This is a genomic window from Alienimonas sp. DA493, from assembly GCF_043951915.1.
Taxonomy (GTDB): domain Bacteria; phylum Planctomycetota; class Planctomycetia; order Planctomycetales; family Planctomycetaceae; genus Alienimonas.
In genome coordinates this window covers 1-14,007 of record NZ_JBINJD010000131.1, presented here as the reverse complement: position 1 = coordinate 14,007, position 14,007 = coordinate 1, and the positions used below count along the sequence as shown (strand labels likewise).

The following is a 14,007-nucleotide window of genomic DNA, read 5'->3' as shown; positions in this document are numbered from 1 at the left end:
GAAACGCGTTCATGCCCGCGATCAGTTTGCGAACGGCCGCGGTCGCCCCCTTCACCGGGGGCGTGGATTGAAACGCCGCCCTCGCCCTCGCCGTCCACACGCTCCGCCGGTCGCCCCCTTCACCGGGGGCGTGGATTGAAACGCGGGCTGGCGGGTCGTTATCTCTCCGGCCCTGGTCGCCCCCTTCACCGGGGGCGTGGATTGAAACTCGCCCTCAGCGGGCCGTGGAACGGTTCGGCCGAGTCGCCCCCTTCACCGGGGGCGTGGATTGAAACCCGTCCCCGAGGGGATCGACCGGGCCCGGCTAGAGGTCGCCCCCTTCACCGGGGGCGTGGATTGAAACCGGGTGATTGACGACCGCTACCGGAACCTCAAGCCGTCGCCCCCTTCACCGGGGGCGTGGATTGAAACAGAAGCGACGAGAGGCGAGACGGACGCGCCCAGCGTCGCCCCCTTCACCGGGGGCGTGGATTGAAACAGGTCGATATCCAGCACCCGCACGCCCTTGGCGTAGTCGCCCCCTTCACCGGGGGCGTGGATTGAAACGCCCGAGACCTCGCGGCGTCCGAATACGGCCTCCCGTCGCCCCCTTCACCGGGGGCGTGGATTGAAACAAGGCACTGAACACCGCCAGCGTGAACAACACGCGTCGCCCCCTTCACCGGGGGCGTGGATTGAAACGCGCGGAGATCCCCGGCGGGGACCGCGTGATGGAGTCGCCCCCTTCACCGGGGGCGTGGATTGAAACCGCCCGGTAGCTCGGCCAGTTGCAATCCACCGCCAGGTCGCCCCCTTCACCGGGGGCGTGGATTGAAACCCTCTAACCGCGAATTGACATGAGCGCGACGATCGTCGCCCCCTTCACCGGGGGCGTGGATTGAAACACGTCCCGGCGCCGGAAGGGCGGCATCTGCGAGTCGCCCCCTTCACCGGGGGCGTGGATTGAAACTGTCTGGAGGGCTCGCTGTGAACGCCCCCCAAATGTCGCCCCCTTCACCGGGGGCGTGGATTGAAACTAAGGGGGTGGATGACGCCGGGCTTGACCGCAGGTCGCCCCCTTCACCGGGGGCGTGGATTGAAACATTTGCCGACAGGCGATAGTCCCGAGAGCGGCGGGTCGCCCCCTTCACCGGGGGCGTGGATTGAAACACTACGGCGCCGACCGCGCTAAACTGGGGGTCAGCGTCGCCCCCTTCACCGGGGGCGTGGATTGAAACCCGCATCTGCTCAAGCTGCTCCGCCGTGATGGCGGTCGCCCCCTTCACCGGGGGCGTGGATTGAAACCGCGACTCGACCGCCGCGTCTCGCCCCCGCAGCCGGTCGCCCCCTTCACCGGGGGCGTGGATTGAAACCCCCTCCCCCGAACTGAGCGAACTGATGACCGCGTCGCCCCCTTCACCGGGGGCGTGGATTGAAACTTGGTGCCGGCGATTCGGCCCCAGCAGGACGCCGTCGCCCCCTTCACCGGGGGCGTGGATTGAAACGGCGGCGTCGATCTCTCCCGCCTCTGCCGGGTGAGTCGCCCCCTTCACCGGGGGCGTGGATTGAAACGTTTTCCAACGGGAACAACCTGCCCCGGATCGTAGTCGCCCCCTTCACCGGGGGCGTGGATTGAAACGCCGATTCCCAGCCGGTCGTCGTCACGCCGCCGCTGGTCGCCCCCTTCACCGGGGGCGTGGATTGAAACCAATCCCACCGCGTGCCGCACCCGAGGCAGACCGCGCGTCGCCCCCTTCGTGGAGGCGTGGACTGTAACCGGGGCTCCTCGGAGGGCCTGACGGCATGGACGAGGTCCCCCTCCGATCACGCCCATGGACGTTAAGCACGACGGACCGGGGTAAGGGTGAAACCGCCCGCGGGCTCCCTCAACCGATGTCCGCCGCGACCCGGGCGGCGATCTCGGCGGCGGCGTGGGCGTAGATCTCGGTGGTGGACGTGCTGCCGTGCCCCAACACGTCCCGGGCGGTGGACAGCCCGAACTTCGCCTGAACTTCCGTGGCGGCGGTGTGCCGGAGGCGGTTCGGGGACCACCGATCAACGGTCGCCTTCTCGCACGCCCGCTGAATCGCCTGTCTGTAGCTTCCCGTGCTGTATTTCGTCCCCGGTTTTCGCTTCGGGCTCGCCTTTCGATTCGTGCCGGGGCGGTTGCCGCACGAATCCGGCGTCTTCCGGGCGGCCCGCTTGGCCGCCAGCATCTCGGCGGTCGCGTCCCGCGGCTGAAACAGCGGATCGTCCTCCCCCCGCCCCTTCGCCTCGTGCGCCGCCAGGATCGGAGCAAGTACGGCGCGGCATCGCGGGCCGAAGCAGACAACTCGGATCTTGTTGCGGTGGGCGGTCTTGTGCTTCGCCGGGACGTACCGCCAGTCTTCCGGGTTGGAGCGGTCGATCTCGCGGGGCGTCAGCCCGCAGATCTCGCCGGGCCGGGCCCCGCTGTACCGTTGCAGCCGCGCCATCGCGGCGACGGGCCCCCGCAGGTACGGCAACGCCGCCTCCAGGTGCTCGTCCGGGGCGGGTCGGACGGGGGCGGTCTCCTTCGCCCCCGACCGCCCCTTCTTCAGCGGCTCCAAGGTTTGCAGCTTGGCCAGGACCGCCGGGTCCACGAGTTCGCGGGAGACGCCCCATTTGACCGCCCGATTCACCGCCCCGATCCGGGCGTTGATCGTCTTGCGGGCGAGCCCGACGGCGATCATCGCGTCTCGGAGTTCCGATAAGCGGACCGGGCCGAAGTCCGCCACGGGGGTGGGACCGTACCGCTCCCGCCAGAGCCGCAAACTGAGGCGAAGATTGTCGACGGTCTGCGTCGGCTTGCCGTCCGAGTCGATGTAGTACCCCTCCGCCCACTCCTTGAACCGAAGCAGCAACCCAGACACCGTCAGCGGATCGTCCGGGCCGGCGGGCGGTCGACGAGCCGCGGGTCTCACCTCGCAAGCGGGCGGCGGGGCGGCGTCCACCTCCTCGCCGGACATCACCTCGGCGACGAACTTCCGGAACGCCCTGTCCGCCTCCGCGGTGCCGTACTGCCCGAAGTAGTAGTCCTTCCCCCGCCAGTGGCACCGCGCCCGGCCGGTGGCCTTGTGGCGGGAGAGGGTGGGGACGCGTTTTTTGGGACGGGACATGACCGGGAGCATTCGATGCGCCGGGGTTTCCTGGTCACGTTGACCAGGAAACCCCGCTCGTGAGATGCTCCCCGCCGATTTGACGGAGACCGCAAACAGTGCGGTGTCAGGGACTTACGACAACTGGGCGCGGCGGGATTCGAACCTGCGACTTCCACCGTGTGAAGATGGCACTCTAACCACTGAGTTACGCGCCCGGGGTCCCGGATCGACGCCGGGGCCGGCATTTTGGCGACTGGCGCCCGGCTCGGCAAGGGGACCGACACGCCTCCGGCCGATCGGTTCGTCATTCTCCGGAAAACGGCTCCCGGAAGACGGCGCCCGGACGACGGCGCCCGGAGAACGCCTCGGCCGGGGGACGGCGGCGGTCGTCCGCGCCCGACGGGAACCGGCGACCCTGCGGGTTAGGCAAAGCGACGCGGAGGAAGCAATCGAAACGAAGGACGCGGTCGCGGCGGGCCGATGCCTTCCCCACGACGGGGAACCGTCGCTCCCCCCTTCGTGCAGGACTGTCCCGATGCTCCGGATCTCGCTCCGCCCCCGGCCGAACGTTCCGAGGGCCGCGGCCCCGGGTCGGCGCCGGCGGATCGCGGCGGCGGTGTGGCTCCTCTCCGCGACGGCGCCGCTGTCCGTCGCCCAGGACGCTTACACGCCCGCGCCGCTCGCCCCCGCCGGCCACGATCTGCCGGTGCTGGAAGCCTCCGCCGAGGAGCTTCCCGACGCCGAGTTCCCCCCCGGCGACGAATACGCCGTGGAGGAATATCTCGGCGGGGATTATCCCCGCGAAGGCCTCCGCGGGGAGCGGCCGTACGACGTGTCGACGCCGCTGCCGGCCCCGGCGGGCGACGGGGCGCCGGGCTTTCCGGAGCCGCCGGAGTTCGGTCGGGCCCCGGTGCCCGGCCCGCCGCGGCCCGCCGTGGACGCCCTGCCCGGCACGCCCTTCTTCGCCGACACTGAATACGGCGCCCGCCCCACGCCGGGCGACCCCGGCGCCCCGGCGTTCGGCCTGCCGCACCAGATGGAGCAGTCGAACCGCTACGGCATCTGGTACCGGCCGAAGAGCTTCCACGCCCCCAACCGGGCGGTGTACCGCCCCAGCCCGTGGCGGCCGCGGGGCTTCGGGAACCTGTTCGATCGGCCCTGCGTGCCGGACCGGATGGATTACACCCCCTACACCGTCGAAGACCTGCCGAGCCGCTACGGGCCGACCTACTACCCGCACTTCCGCGAGAACACGGAGTGCCTCGTGCGGCCGACGCGGCACTACGACAAGGGCCCGCACGCGGAGCACAGCACGGGCGGCTGTCGGCTGGGAACGGACTGCTACCACGCCGCCGGGATGGGCGACTGCCCCGGCTGCCGGCCGGCCGGTTTCCTCCACGCCGAGAAGACGGCCGCCCGAAATGCGGCCGCCCAGGGCTGCCAGTGCGAACGCTGCCGGGCCAAACGGCGGTAACCGCCCCTCAGCACGCGGCGACCGAAAGATGAACCCGCCCCGGCCGCGAACGGCCGGGGCGGGTTTTCGATTCGTTCTACGATTCGGCGCCCGGGGAATTACTTCAGGGGGTCCCAAATCGTTTCGATCTGCGGCTTCAACTCGGCGAGTTCCGCCTGGCAGAGCCGCTGCACGCCCTCGATGCGTTCCGGGTCGCGGGAGGCCAGTTCCCGGGCGACGTGTTCGCGGAAGATCACGTCCTCGTCGATGGCCACGGCGTGTTGCTGTTCGATCGCCTCGGCACGGACTTGCTCCTGCCAAAGCACGGCCCCGGCCAGGGCCACGTTGGTGAGCAGGGAATAGGTGAGAAATCCTTTGAGCGTCATGTTCGCAGGGTTCCGATCGGGGGAGCCGGAGGGGCGGGCGGGAAGTCCGCTCCGTCGGCGGGGGCGGGGACGAAATGGGGACGGGCCGAGGGACGGCTCGTCCGGCGGGGCCGCCGGCGTCGCCGGGGGTTCACTGCAGTCTGTCGGCGGGCCCAAAACCGTACCAACCCCTCATCCCCGTCTCTCAAACGGAATTCGGGGGATCCACGGGCCATTTTCTCGCCGGGAGCCTCAAGTCGCACGTTGAACGGGCGCTGCCGCCGGGACGGCTCGCATTTCAGCAAACGCGGATGAGACGTCGCCGGATCAAACGGGGGCGGCGGCCGCCGCCGTCGCGGCGGTCCCGAGACGACCGCCCTTTGATTGAGCGCTGGATCACCAATCATGCATCTGTTCTCCGCGGTTCCGCCGCGTTCCGGCGTCAGCCGGGGACGGTTTCGTCTTCTCCGGGCTCGGACAGCACGTCGATCACCAGCCAGGCGGCGAGCAGCGTGACGCCCACGCACAGCCACGCCGCGAGGGCGGTTCCGTTCATCTCGAACTCCGACAGCCCCGCCTCGTACAGCCCCCAGGCCAGCAGCGTGCCGAGCAGCACGAGCGCTCCGGCGATCAGCGCCGGCCGGCCCAGATTCGCGGCGGGCTTGACCATCGCCCAGACGGTCAGGGCCAGGGCGATCAGCAGCATCGGGAGGGTCACGAAGAACGGGATCACCGTCCGCTCCGGGTCGCCGGCGAGGTCCGGGGCGGCGTCGATCGGATCCGGGTCGACCGCCGCCTCGCCGTCGCCCTCCTCCGGCACCGGCCCGCCGATCACGGCTTCCTCCGGCAGCGTGTCCACGACGACCGCGTCGTCGTCCGCCGGCGCCTCCTCGATCAAGGCCGCGTCGTCCGTCGTTTCGTCCTCCGAATCGGGATCGTCGTCGAGGGGCGGGGCGGGTTCCGGGTCCCCGAGCAGCGGGCCGCGGTCCTCCGTCTCCAGCACGTCCTCCTCTTCCGCCTCCTCGACGGCGGGGTCGTACAGCAGCGGGCCGGCGCAGGCTCCCATCGCGATCAGTCCCGCCAGGAGCACGAGAACCTTGGTGATCACTTCGCCGCCCATGCCGTCGTCCGCTGCGTCAGGAATATCGAATCAGCCCATCCTAATCGGTTCGCGGGGGCGTGCTCACCGGGGCGAACCTGAGGAGCGACGCGGGGCGGTTCGCGGACGTCCGGAACTGCGATATCCGCTTGGAACGCACGCTCCGGGCTCACAGCCGGGCGGCGGCGTCCAGCCGGCGGCCCTGTTCGTCGTAGAGGCTGAGGTCGCGGCCGGTCAGCAGCTTGGTGTAGGCGACGATCTGGGAGACGTGTCCGGTGAAGTGCTCCGTGACGTGCACCGCCGCGGCCACGCCGCTGACCTGTCGCCCCTGAATGGAGCGTTCGGCGGCGAGGTCCTCCGGCGAGAGCCGCTCCAGTGCCGTGCAGGCCACGGCGATCGCAGCGTGCAGACCAGCGAGCAGTTCGTCGGTCGGCAGCGGGTCCCGGCGGGCGAACTCCGCGGGGCGGTCGCGGTCGAACGCGACGCCGCCCAACCCCTCCCCGGCCCACTGCCGCACGTTGCCGGTCAGGTGCAGCACGAGGTTGCCGACCGAGTTCGACACGTCGTTCGCCCGTTCCCAAATCTGCTCTTCGGAGAGCAGCCGCACGCAGCGGTTAATCTGGGCCGCCTGGTCCCGCAGCTTGGCGACGCAGAACCCGGTCAGCTCCGCGGCCAGTCGCTGCGCCAGGACCTCCGGTTCGGGGGACGAGTCGGGGGCTTCGCCGGCGGGGCTCATTCCGTCACCTCCACGCCTTTCCAGAAGGCGACGTGGTCGGCGATCGGGGCGGCGGCGTCCTTGGGGGTGGGGTACATCCAGGCGGCGTCGGGGTTCGTCTCGCCGGCGACTTCGAGCGTGAAGTAGCTCGCCTCGCCCTTCCACGGGCAGGTGGTTTTGGTGTCCGAGGGCTTGAGGAACTCCCGCCGAACCCCGGCCGGGGGGAAGTAGTGATTGCCCTCGACGACGCGGGTGGCGTCGCTTTCGGCGATCGTCTGACCGTTCCAGACGGCTTTCATGGCGGTTCTCGGGGCGAGCGGAAACGGGTGGGAGCCGGCGGACGACTGTAGACCGCCCCCGACGCCCCGTCGTCCCCCCCAAGCCCGGTTCCTGCGATCCCGTTGCGGTCCGGTTCGCCGCCGCCATGAGGCGGAGGCCGGGCTCAACCATCCCGCCGGCCCAGCCCGATCAACTGCCCGACCTCCCGCATCCGCAGCAGGCGGGCCGCCGGAAGGAAGGCGAGGGCCCCGGCGGCCACCGCGGCGAGCAGCTCCCCCTCGGCGCTCCACCCCAGCCCCGCCGGCCCGCACAGCGCCCGGGCCGTCAGGCAGGCCGCCGCGACCGCGGTCGCCCCCGCCGCGGAGCGCCACGCGGCCGGCCACAGGTCCGCGGTGCGCCAATCGGGGATCGCCCGCCGCAGCAGCCAGACGAGGGCGAGGAATTGTCCGCAGGTCGCCGCCGTGGCCGCCGCCGCCAACCCGGAGACGCCCATCGGCCAGACCAGCGCCACGTTCAACACGAGGTTCGTCGCCACCGCCCACACGCCGACCCGCACCGGGGTGCGGTGGTCGTCGGAGGCGTAGAACACGCGGGAGGCGATCGATAGCCCGCAGCCGGCCCAGGCCCCGGCCCCCAGCCAGGCGGCGGCGGCGGCGGTCTCGGCGGCGGCCTGGCGGTCGAACTCGCCGTGCCGCAGCAGGGCGTCGGTCAGCAGGTCGGCGGTGAGGGCCAACCCGACGCTCGCCGGCACGCCGAGGTACAGAGCGGACCGCAGCCCGGCGAGCGCGACCTCCTTCAGTTCCCCCCGCGAGGCCGCCGCGAGCCGGGGGAACAGCACGGTGCCCAGCGTCACGCCCAGCAGGCCGACGGGGAATTGATAGAGCCGCTGACCGAAGTACAGCTCCGACGCCGCCCCCGGCCGCAGCGGGTAGCCCAGACCGGGCAGCAGGTTGGGGAGGAACTCCGCGGTCGGGTCGTCCGCCGGGGCCGCGAAGCCCCAGGAGGCGAAACCGTCGATCAGGGAATTAATTTGAGCGACGGACAGCCCGATCAGCGCCGGGGCGACCGCGGCCCGCACGGCCCGCAGCGCCGGCCGCGTGCCCTCCGGGTCCCACCGCCAGACGAACCCCGCCCGCCGCAGGGCGAAGACCATCAACACGATCTGGGCCGCCCCGCCCAGCGAGACCGACGCCGCCACGAGGTAGATCGCCCGCTCGTCCGGCGCCCCGCCGGCGATCCCGAGGGCGGCGCCGACGGTCCCGGCGATCCAGAACAGGTTGAGCAGCGGCGGGCAGAACGCCGCGGCGGCGAAGCGCCGTCGGGCGTGCAGCGCCGCGGCGTACTGGGCGCCGACGCAGGTGAACGTCGCCAGCGGCCCGCAGGCGGCGGTCAGGCCCCACAGCAACCGCCACTGGTCGCTCAGATCGCCGACCCAGCCCAGCGCCAGCGGGATCAGCACGGCCTCGGCGAGCAGCGTCGCCAGCCCCACGCCGACCGTCAGCCGGCCGATCACCGCGGCGGCAAGGGCGTCCGCGGCGACTTCGCCCCGCTCCTCCCGCGTCTTGACCAGCGCCGGCAGCACCGCCGCCGACAGCGCCCCCTCCCCCAACAGCCGCCGCACGAGGTTGGGCAGCCGGAAGGCGACGGTGAACGCGTCCAGCACCGGCCCGGCCCCGAACACCGCCGCCGTCGCCATATCCCGGGCCAGCCCCAACACCCGCGACAACAGCGTGAGCCCCGCCACGATCGGCGCCCCCTGAAAGATCCGCCCGGCCAGCGACCGGCGGGGCGGCGACGACGGCGGGGCGGCCTCCGGGGCCGGGACGGCCGTCGTCACTCCGCGGCGGCGGTCCGGCCGCCGACGGACGGCTCGGTTTCGCCTTCCCCGGTCCCGCCGTTCTCGGCCCGCAGGGCCTTGGCGTCGGCGAGGAACGCGGCGGCGCCGCCGGATTCGTAGCGGGGCTGGTAGTGCAGCTCCCCGTACTGCGTGCCGCCGGCGCTCGTCAGCAGCACGGTCGGATAGCCGGTGATGCCGTACTCCTGCTGGACCTGTTCGTTACGGGCGGCGATCTCCGGGGCCTGCTCCTTCTTCATGGGGAAGTCGAACAGCACCGGGACGAAGTCGTCCGTCAATCGGGAGGCCGGCGCCTGGGAGAACACGTTCTCCTCCAGCGCCATGCAGGGCGGGCACCAGTCCGAACCGGTGAACAGCATCAGCACGTCCTTGCCTTCCGCGGCGGCGGTCTGCCGGGCGGCGGCGAGGTCGGTCGTCCACTCGTGGATCGGCAGCGGCTCCCCGGAGAGGGCGGCGGCCTGCTCCACCGCGGCGGAGTCCGCCAGCCCGCCGGAGCCGGAGGTGCACCCCACGAACCCCAGCGCCGCCCCGCAGGCGGCCAGCCCGCAGATCAGAGCCGGAACGAACGACGGCCGGGAGGCGGGGCGGGACATGGGGACGAACGGCGAAAGGGGGGAATCGGGGGGCCGCGGAAGCGTAGGTCCCCCCGCCCACCCCGCAAAGATCAACCCCCGCCGCGGCCTCCGGCCTCGCCGGGCGGCTCGTCCCGTCCCCGAGGTGACAGCGGCAGTTCCGCGAACGCCGGCACGTACTCCTCGATGACCGTGTCCGCCGGCGCCCCGCACGCCCGAAGGCTCTGGCGGATCTTCTGCAACCCACGCTCGCGGTCGTTCACGACCACGTCCAGTCCGCAGAACGCGACGGCGTCTCCTTCGCCAAGCTGCGATCCGCCGCCGACCACGTCGCCCAACTCGCCGAGCGCCGCGTTCAGCGGGTCTTCGTATTTCTCGCCCCGGTCGATCGGGCCGAGCGGCTCACGGATCAGGACGTAGAAGAAGTGCTGCCCGCGTTCGGCGGCGGATTCGGCGAAGCCGCGCATCATCTCCTGGCGGCCGTCGAGCGGACGCTGTGGCTTGGCCATGGATTCCCTTTTCACCGAAGGCCGAGGGCGACTCTCGCCGGCTCACTTCTTCCCCAGCTCCGCCACGATGGCGTTCTCCAGCGCCGGGTCGCGGCCCAGCGGGATCCACTGCGTCGGGCCGAACTGCCCGTGGACCGCCTGCAGGTCGCGGGACAGCGGTTCGCGGTTCTGGAAGGTCGCCCCGCCGGTCGTGTTCGCCACGACCCCGCGGACGTCCTCCAGTTCCTTGAACGCCCGGATCGTGACTTCGTACGCCTCCGGACCGAACTCCCCGGCGACCGGCCGCACCGTGGCGACCACGCGGCGGCGGGTGCTTTGCAGGGTGTCTTCGAGGCGGTTGGCGAAGCCGACGCTGTCGTCGTTCCACGGCTCGGCGAGGCTGCTGCCGACGACCCAGGCGGTCTCGATCGTGCCGTCGAGCTTGTTCTCCACGGCGGTGCGGAAGCCGAAGCGGTGCAGCGTGGAGACGGTCGTCTCCCAGGCGGCTTCGGCGTTCGGCGTCAGCATCACCTTCGAGGGCGCCGGGGCGTCCGGCGCCCGCACCGCCACGGAACGGCACCCGGTCAGGGCGACGCACGGCGCCAACACGGCGCACCACAGCGCGCACGACGCGACGAACGGCAGGCGAGAGGCGGAACGGGGACGCACAGGGGCCATCTAGCAGTTCATCGGCGCCGCGGGAACGCGAAGTCCGCCCCCCGCGCCTTCGCGCACGACGCTCGGTCGCGGCCCGACGCGGAGCGGGCGGCCCCGACCGCCTCCCCCGCCGCACGGCTGCAAAAGAGAACCCCGATCGGTACGCTCGGATGAGTCCGCCCAACCTTCTTTCGATTTTGCGCAGATGGCAACCGAATATTTTCCCGAAGTGACCGCGCCGATCGCCTACGAAGGCCCGGACAGCAAGAACCCCCTCGCCTTCCGGCACTACAACCCGGAGGAGACCATTGAGGGGACCACGATGAAGGATCTGTTCCGCTTCAGCGTGGCCTACTGGCACACCTTCCGCGGGACCGGCAGCGACCCGTTCGGCCCCGGCACCGCGCTGCGGCCCTGGGAGGACGGCACGGACACCGTCGAGATGGACCTCAAGCGAGTCGACGTCGCCTTCGAGTTTATGCAGAAGCTCGGGGCGCCCTTTTACTGCTTCCACGACCGCGACGTCAGCGGCGCCGGGGCGGACCTGTCCGAGACCAACGCCCGGTTCGACCGGGTCGCCGCCAAATTAAAAGAGAAGCAGGAGGAGACCGGCGTCAAGCTGCTGTGGGGGACGGCGAACCTGTTCAGCCACCCGCGTTATATGCACGGCGCCGCCACCAGCCCGAACGCCGGCGTGTTCGCCCACGCCGCCGCCCAGGTGAAAAAGGCGATCGAGGTCACGATGGAGCTCGGCGGGGAGAACTACGTCTTCTGGGGCGGCCGCGAGGGCTACTTCAACCTCTATAACACCGACATGAAGCGGGAGCTGGACCACCTCGCCCGCTTCATGCACATGGCCGCGGACTACGCCGACGAGATCGGCTTCAAGGGGCAGTTCCTGTTCGAGCCGAAGCCCAAGGAGCCGACGAAGCACCAATACGACTTCGACGTCGCCGCCTGTATGAACTTCCTGCGGATCAACGGGCTGACCGACCGGGTCAAAATGAACATCGAGGCCAACCACGCCACGCTGGCGGGGCACTCGATGATGCACGAACTGGAATACGCCCGGGTTCAAAACGCCCTCGGCAGCGTGGACGCCAACACCGGCGACGCCCTGCTGGGCTGGGACACCGACCAGTTCCCGACCGATTACTACCTCACGACCCAGTGCATGCTGGTGATCCTGGAGAACGGCGGGCTGGCCCCCGGCGGGCTGAACTTCGACGCGAAGGTCCGGCGGGAGAGCTTCGAGCCGATCGACCTGTTCCACGCCCACATCGGCGGGATGGACGCCTTCGCCCGCGGCGCCAAGATCGCCGCCGCCATCCGTAAGGACGGCGTGCTGAGCGACTTCGTCAAAGAGCGTTATTCCAGCTACGACGAGGGCCTGGGCGCCAAGATCGAAGCCGGCGAGGCCACCTTCGCCGACTGCGAAGCCTGGGTCGCCGAGCACGGCGAACCGACGATCGCCAGCGGCCGTCAGGAACTGCTGGAGAACGTCGTCAACCGCTACATCTGACGGCGGACGGCGGCAGCGGACGCCGCCGCACGACTCCCCCGGGGCGCGAATCGGCCCCGGGGGGCGCCGCGCCCGGTCCGCCCCGGCTCGCTGCCGGGGCCGGGCCGGGCGGCGGGGCCTCCGTCTGGTCTAATATTCCGTCCCCTCGGACTGCTGGCGGAGTTCCTCCAACTCCTGCAAATCTTCTTCGGTCGGCTCGATGAGGCCGTCTTCGTGCTCCGCACAGCCGGTCGCGAAGGCGGCGGGCGCGGCCAATGCCGCCGCCAGGGCCGCGGAACGGGCCAGCGAGACGAGGAACCGGCAGGACAGGGAGGAAAGACGCATCAGAGAGTCCTGTTCTTTCTGGGATTTCGGAGGAGAGGCGTCGGCCGGCGGTGCCAAGCGGGGGCGGCCACCGGGCCGGCTTGAGACAATCGATCGTCAGTACACAAAGCGTTCGTAGGCGGAAACGCTCGGATCGGAGAAAACTGACGCGTTCCCGAAAAAACACCGGAACATTCCGATGCATGGGGTGTTGCCGATGTGAAGACAGGGCTACCCTTAAGGAGGGAACCGCTTCTTCCCCCGGGACATGTCGCGTCCCAGCTGCGGGTCCCCTCCGTCCTTTCCCTACCTCCGGAACCCCTCTGATGAACCTTCCCCCTCGGCCACGGCGGTTACGGTCCGGCTTCACGTTGATCGAGCTGCTGGTGGTCATCGCGATCATCGCCATCCTCGTCTCCCTCCTGCTGCCCGCCGTGCAGCAAGCGCGGGAGGCGGCCCGCCGGAGTCAGTGCCAGAACAACCTGAAACAGATCGGGTTGGCCATGCACAACTACCACTCCACCTACAAAACCTTCCCCGCCGCCGCGGGCGGAACGAACCGCCCCCACCCGGCCGATCAGTGCTACTCGAGCAACAACTGGAACTGCACGAACGAGGGCGCCCTCAGCGCGTTGGTGCCGCTGCTCCCCTTCCTGGACCAGACGGCGCTCTGGAATCAGATGAGTCGGCCCTACGTCAGCCCGAACGACCCTAACCTGTTCTTCCCGCCGTTCGGGCCGCAGCCGATCCACTGGAACCGCAACGGCTACCTGCCGTGGTTCACCCAGACGGCCGTACTCCTCTGCCCGTCTGACGGGAACAGGCCCCGGAACCACGCGGAGACGAACTACGCCATCAACTGGGGCGACAACGGTTACGGGAACGGTCAGCCCGCCAACTGGGGCGGCGCCGGGCAGGCCCAGCGCGGCATGGCCGGCGGCGGGCGTTGGAACACCGACGGCGGCAACGGCAACGTCCACTTCGGGCTGGAAGCCGCCAAAGACGGCACGACCAACACGATCCTGTTCGCCGAGATCGGCCGCGGCGACAACCGCGCTTTCCTCGGCTCCGTCGCCCACGACATCGATCTCGGCCGCGACGGCAGCACCCGCTCTCAATCCAGCCCGAAAACCACCTGCCTCGACGTCGTCACCGACCCGCAAAATCCTGGGTTCTATAACGAGTCGATTAACGTGTTCGGCAACGAGACGATGCGCCGCGGGTCCGTGTGGGGGCTCGGCCCGACGCTCTGGACCGGGTTCAACACGATTTTCCCGCCGAACGGCCCGAACTGCGACGGCGTGGAGGATACCGGCGACAGCTGGTGGCGGAACCAGGTCGGCGGGATTTACTCCGCCGGTTCTTACCACCCCGGCGGGTGCCAGGTCGTCATGGCCGACGGGTCGGTGCAGTTCGTCAGCGAGACGATCGACACCGGCGACCTGACGCGGAATACGGTGACCTCCGGCCGCAGCCCCTACGGGGTCTGGGGCGCGATGGGCACCCGGGCCGCCGGGGAAGCCATCGACAACAACTGAGCGAGCGATCGCACGGCCGGCCCCACGCGGGTCCGGTCGCGGCCGACGCCTGACGCCCCGCCG

General features: G+C 70.5%; 13 protein-coding genes, 1 tRNA gene and 1 CRISPR repeat array. Of the genes, 3 read left to right on the top strand and 11 right to left on the bottom strand.

All coding sequences use genetic code 11. The features are described from left to right. Positions 1-41 precede the first annotated feature (41 nt). Positions 42-1,757: direct repeats of the CRISPR family, unit length 33 nt; unit sequence GTCGCCCCCTTCACCGGGGGCGTGGATTGAAAC. A gap of 108 nt (positions 1,758-1,865) precedes the next feature. Further along, positions 1,866-3,116 carry a tyrosine-type recombinase/integrase gene (locus ACG2DA_RS17220; RefSeq protein ID WP_395257059.1) on the bottom strand — a complete coding sequence of 417 codons (1,251 nt, stop codon included), beginning with the start codon at positions 3,114-3,116 and terminating at the stop codon, positions 1,866-1,868. A 124-nt stretch (positions 3,117-3,240) separates the two neighbouring features. Continuing rightward, positions 3,241-3,313: transfer RNA gene (locus ACG2DA_RS17215), tRNA-Val, on the bottom strand. A gap of 401 nt (positions 3,314-3,714) precedes the next feature. Here ACG2DA_RS17215 and ACG2DA_RS17210 point away from each other — a divergent pair. After that, entirely contained in the window at positions 3,715-4,572 is an 858-nt protein-coding gene (locus tag ACG2DA_RS17210) for a hypothetical protein (RefSeq protein ID WP_395257057.1), read from the top strand. 98 nt (positions 4,573-4,670) lie between these two features. Here ACG2DA_RS17210 and ACG2DA_RS17205 read toward each other — a convergent pair whose 3' ends face one another. The 8 genes from ACG2DA_RS17205 to ACG2DA_RS17170 form a co-directional block, all read right to left on the bottom strand. Continuing rightward, a complete protein-coding gene (locus ACG2DA_RS17205) occupies positions 4,671-4,937 on the bottom strand; it encodes a hypothetical protein (protein WP_395257055.1) in 267 nt (88 codons plus the stop codon). Between the two features lie 421 nt (positions 4,938-5,358). Further along, a complete protein-coding gene (locus tag ACG2DA_RS17200) occupies positions 5,359-6,036 on the bottom strand; it encodes a hypothetical protein (protein WP_395257053.1) in 678 nt (225 codons plus the stop codon). Between the two features lie 148 nt (positions 6,037-6,184). After that, entirely contained in the window at positions 6,185-6,751 is a 567-nt protein-coding gene (locus tag ACG2DA_RS17195) for a DUF1572 family protein (RefSeq protein ID WP_395257051.1), read from the bottom strand. Next, positions 6,748-7,029 carry a DUF427 domain-containing protein gene (locus ACG2DA_RS17190; RefSeq protein WP_395257049.1) on the bottom strand — a complete coding sequence of 94 codons (282 nt, stop codon included), beginning with the start codon at positions 7,027-7,029 and terminating at the stop codon, positions 6,748-6,750. The genes ACG2DA_RS17195 and ACG2DA_RS17190 overlap by 4 nt, the downstream gene beginning before the upstream one ends. A gap of 143 nt (positions 7,030-7,172) precedes the next feature. Then, on the bottom strand, positions 7,173-8,846 hold the full coding sequence (murJ, locus tag ACG2DA_RS17185) for a murein biosynthesis integral membrane protein MurJ (RefSeq protein WP_395257047.1): 1,674 nt from the start codon (positions 8,844-8,846) through the stop codon (positions 7,173-7,175). Next, positions 8,843-9,457 (bottom strand): thioredoxin family protein, encoded by a 615-nt coding sequence (locus tag ACG2DA_RS17180; RefSeq protein ID WP_395257045.1) that lies wholly within the window; start codon positions 9,455-9,457, stop codon positions 8,843-8,845. The genes murJ and ACG2DA_RS17180 overlap by 4 nt, the downstream gene beginning before the upstream one ends. A 71-nt stretch (positions 9,458-9,528) precedes the next feature. Next, positions 9,529-9,945 carry a hypothetical protein gene (locus tag ACG2DA_RS17175; RefSeq protein ID WP_395257043.1) on the bottom strand — a complete coding sequence of 139 codons (417 nt, stop codon included), beginning with the start codon at positions 9,943-9,945 and terminating at the stop codon, positions 9,529-9,531. Positions 9,946-9,987: 42 nt separating this feature from the next. Next, positions 9,988-10,593 (bottom strand): hypothetical protein, encoded by a 606-nt coding sequence (locus ACG2DA_RS17170; RefSeq protein WP_395257041.1) that lies wholly within the window; start codon positions 10,591-10,593, stop codon positions 9,988-9,990. Positions 10,594-10,786: 193 nt separating this feature from the next. On the opposite strand from ACG2DA_RS17170, the gene xylA reads away from it, so the two are divergent. Then, a complete protein-coding gene (gene xylA / locus ACG2DA_RS17165; protein WP_395257039.1) occupies positions 10,787-12,103 on the top strand; it encodes a xylose isomerase in 1,317 nt (438 codons plus the stop codon). A gap of 129 nt (positions 12,104-12,232) precedes the next feature. Here xylA and ACG2DA_RS17160 read toward each other — a convergent pair whose 3' ends face one another. Continuing rightward, positions 12,233-12,427, bottom strand: coding sequence for a hypothetical protein (locus ACG2DA_RS17160; RefSeq protein WP_395257037.1), 195 nt, complete (start codon positions 12,425-12,427; stop codon positions 12,233-12,235). Between the two features lie 305 nt (positions 12,428-12,732). Here ACG2DA_RS17160 and ACG2DA_RS17155 point away from each other — a divergent pair, with 305 nt between their 5' ends. Then, on the top strand, positions 12,733-13,944 hold the full coding sequence (locus ACG2DA_RS17155; RefSeq protein WP_395257035.1) for a DUF1559 domain-containing protein: 1,212 nt from the start codon (positions 12,733-12,735) through the stop codon (positions 13,942-13,944). Positions 13,945-14,007: the final 63 nt, after the last annotated feature.

Coding starts and splice junctions, on each gene's coding strand:
- ACG2DA_RS17175 (WP_395257043.1), bottom strand. CDS start 9,945: ATGGCCAAGCCACAGCGTCCGCTCGACGGCCGCCAGGAGATGATGCGC.
- ACG2DA_RS17160 (WP_395257037.1), bottom strand. CDS start 12,427: ATGCGTCTTTCCTCCCTGTCCTGCCGGTTCCTCGTCTCGCTGGCCCGT.
- ACG2DA_RS17200 (WP_395257053.1), bottom strand. CDS start 6,036: ATGGGCGGCGAAGTGATCACCAAGGTTCTCGTGCTCCTGGCGGGACTG.
- xylA (WP_395257039.1), top strand. CDS start 10,787: ATGGCAACCGAATATTTTCCCGAAGTGACCGCGCCGATCGCCTACGAA.
- ACG2DA_RS17180 (WP_395257045.1), bottom strand. CDS start 9,457: ATGTCCCGCCCCGCCTCCCGGCCGTCGTTCGTTCCGGCTCTGATCTGC.
- ACG2DA_RS17220 (WP_395257059.1), bottom strand. CDS start 3,116: ATGTCCCGTCCCAAAAAACGCGTCCCCACCCTCTCCCGCCACAAGGCC.
- ACG2DA_RS17195 (WP_395257051.1), bottom strand. CDS start 6,751: ATGAGCCCCGCCGGCGAAGCCCCCGACTCGTCCCCCGAACCGGAGGTC.
- ACG2DA_RS17190 (WP_395257049.1), bottom strand. CDS start 7,029: ATGAAAGCCGTCTGGAACGGTCAGACGATCGCCGAAAGCGACGCCACC.
- ACG2DA_RS17155 (WP_395257035.1), top strand. CDS start 12,733: ATGAACCTTCCCCCTCGGCCACGGCGGTTACGGTCCGGCTTCACGTTG.
- ACG2DA_RS17205 (WP_395257055.1), bottom strand. CDS start 4,937: ATGACGCTCAAAGGATTTCTCACCTATTCCCTGCTCACCAACGTGGCC.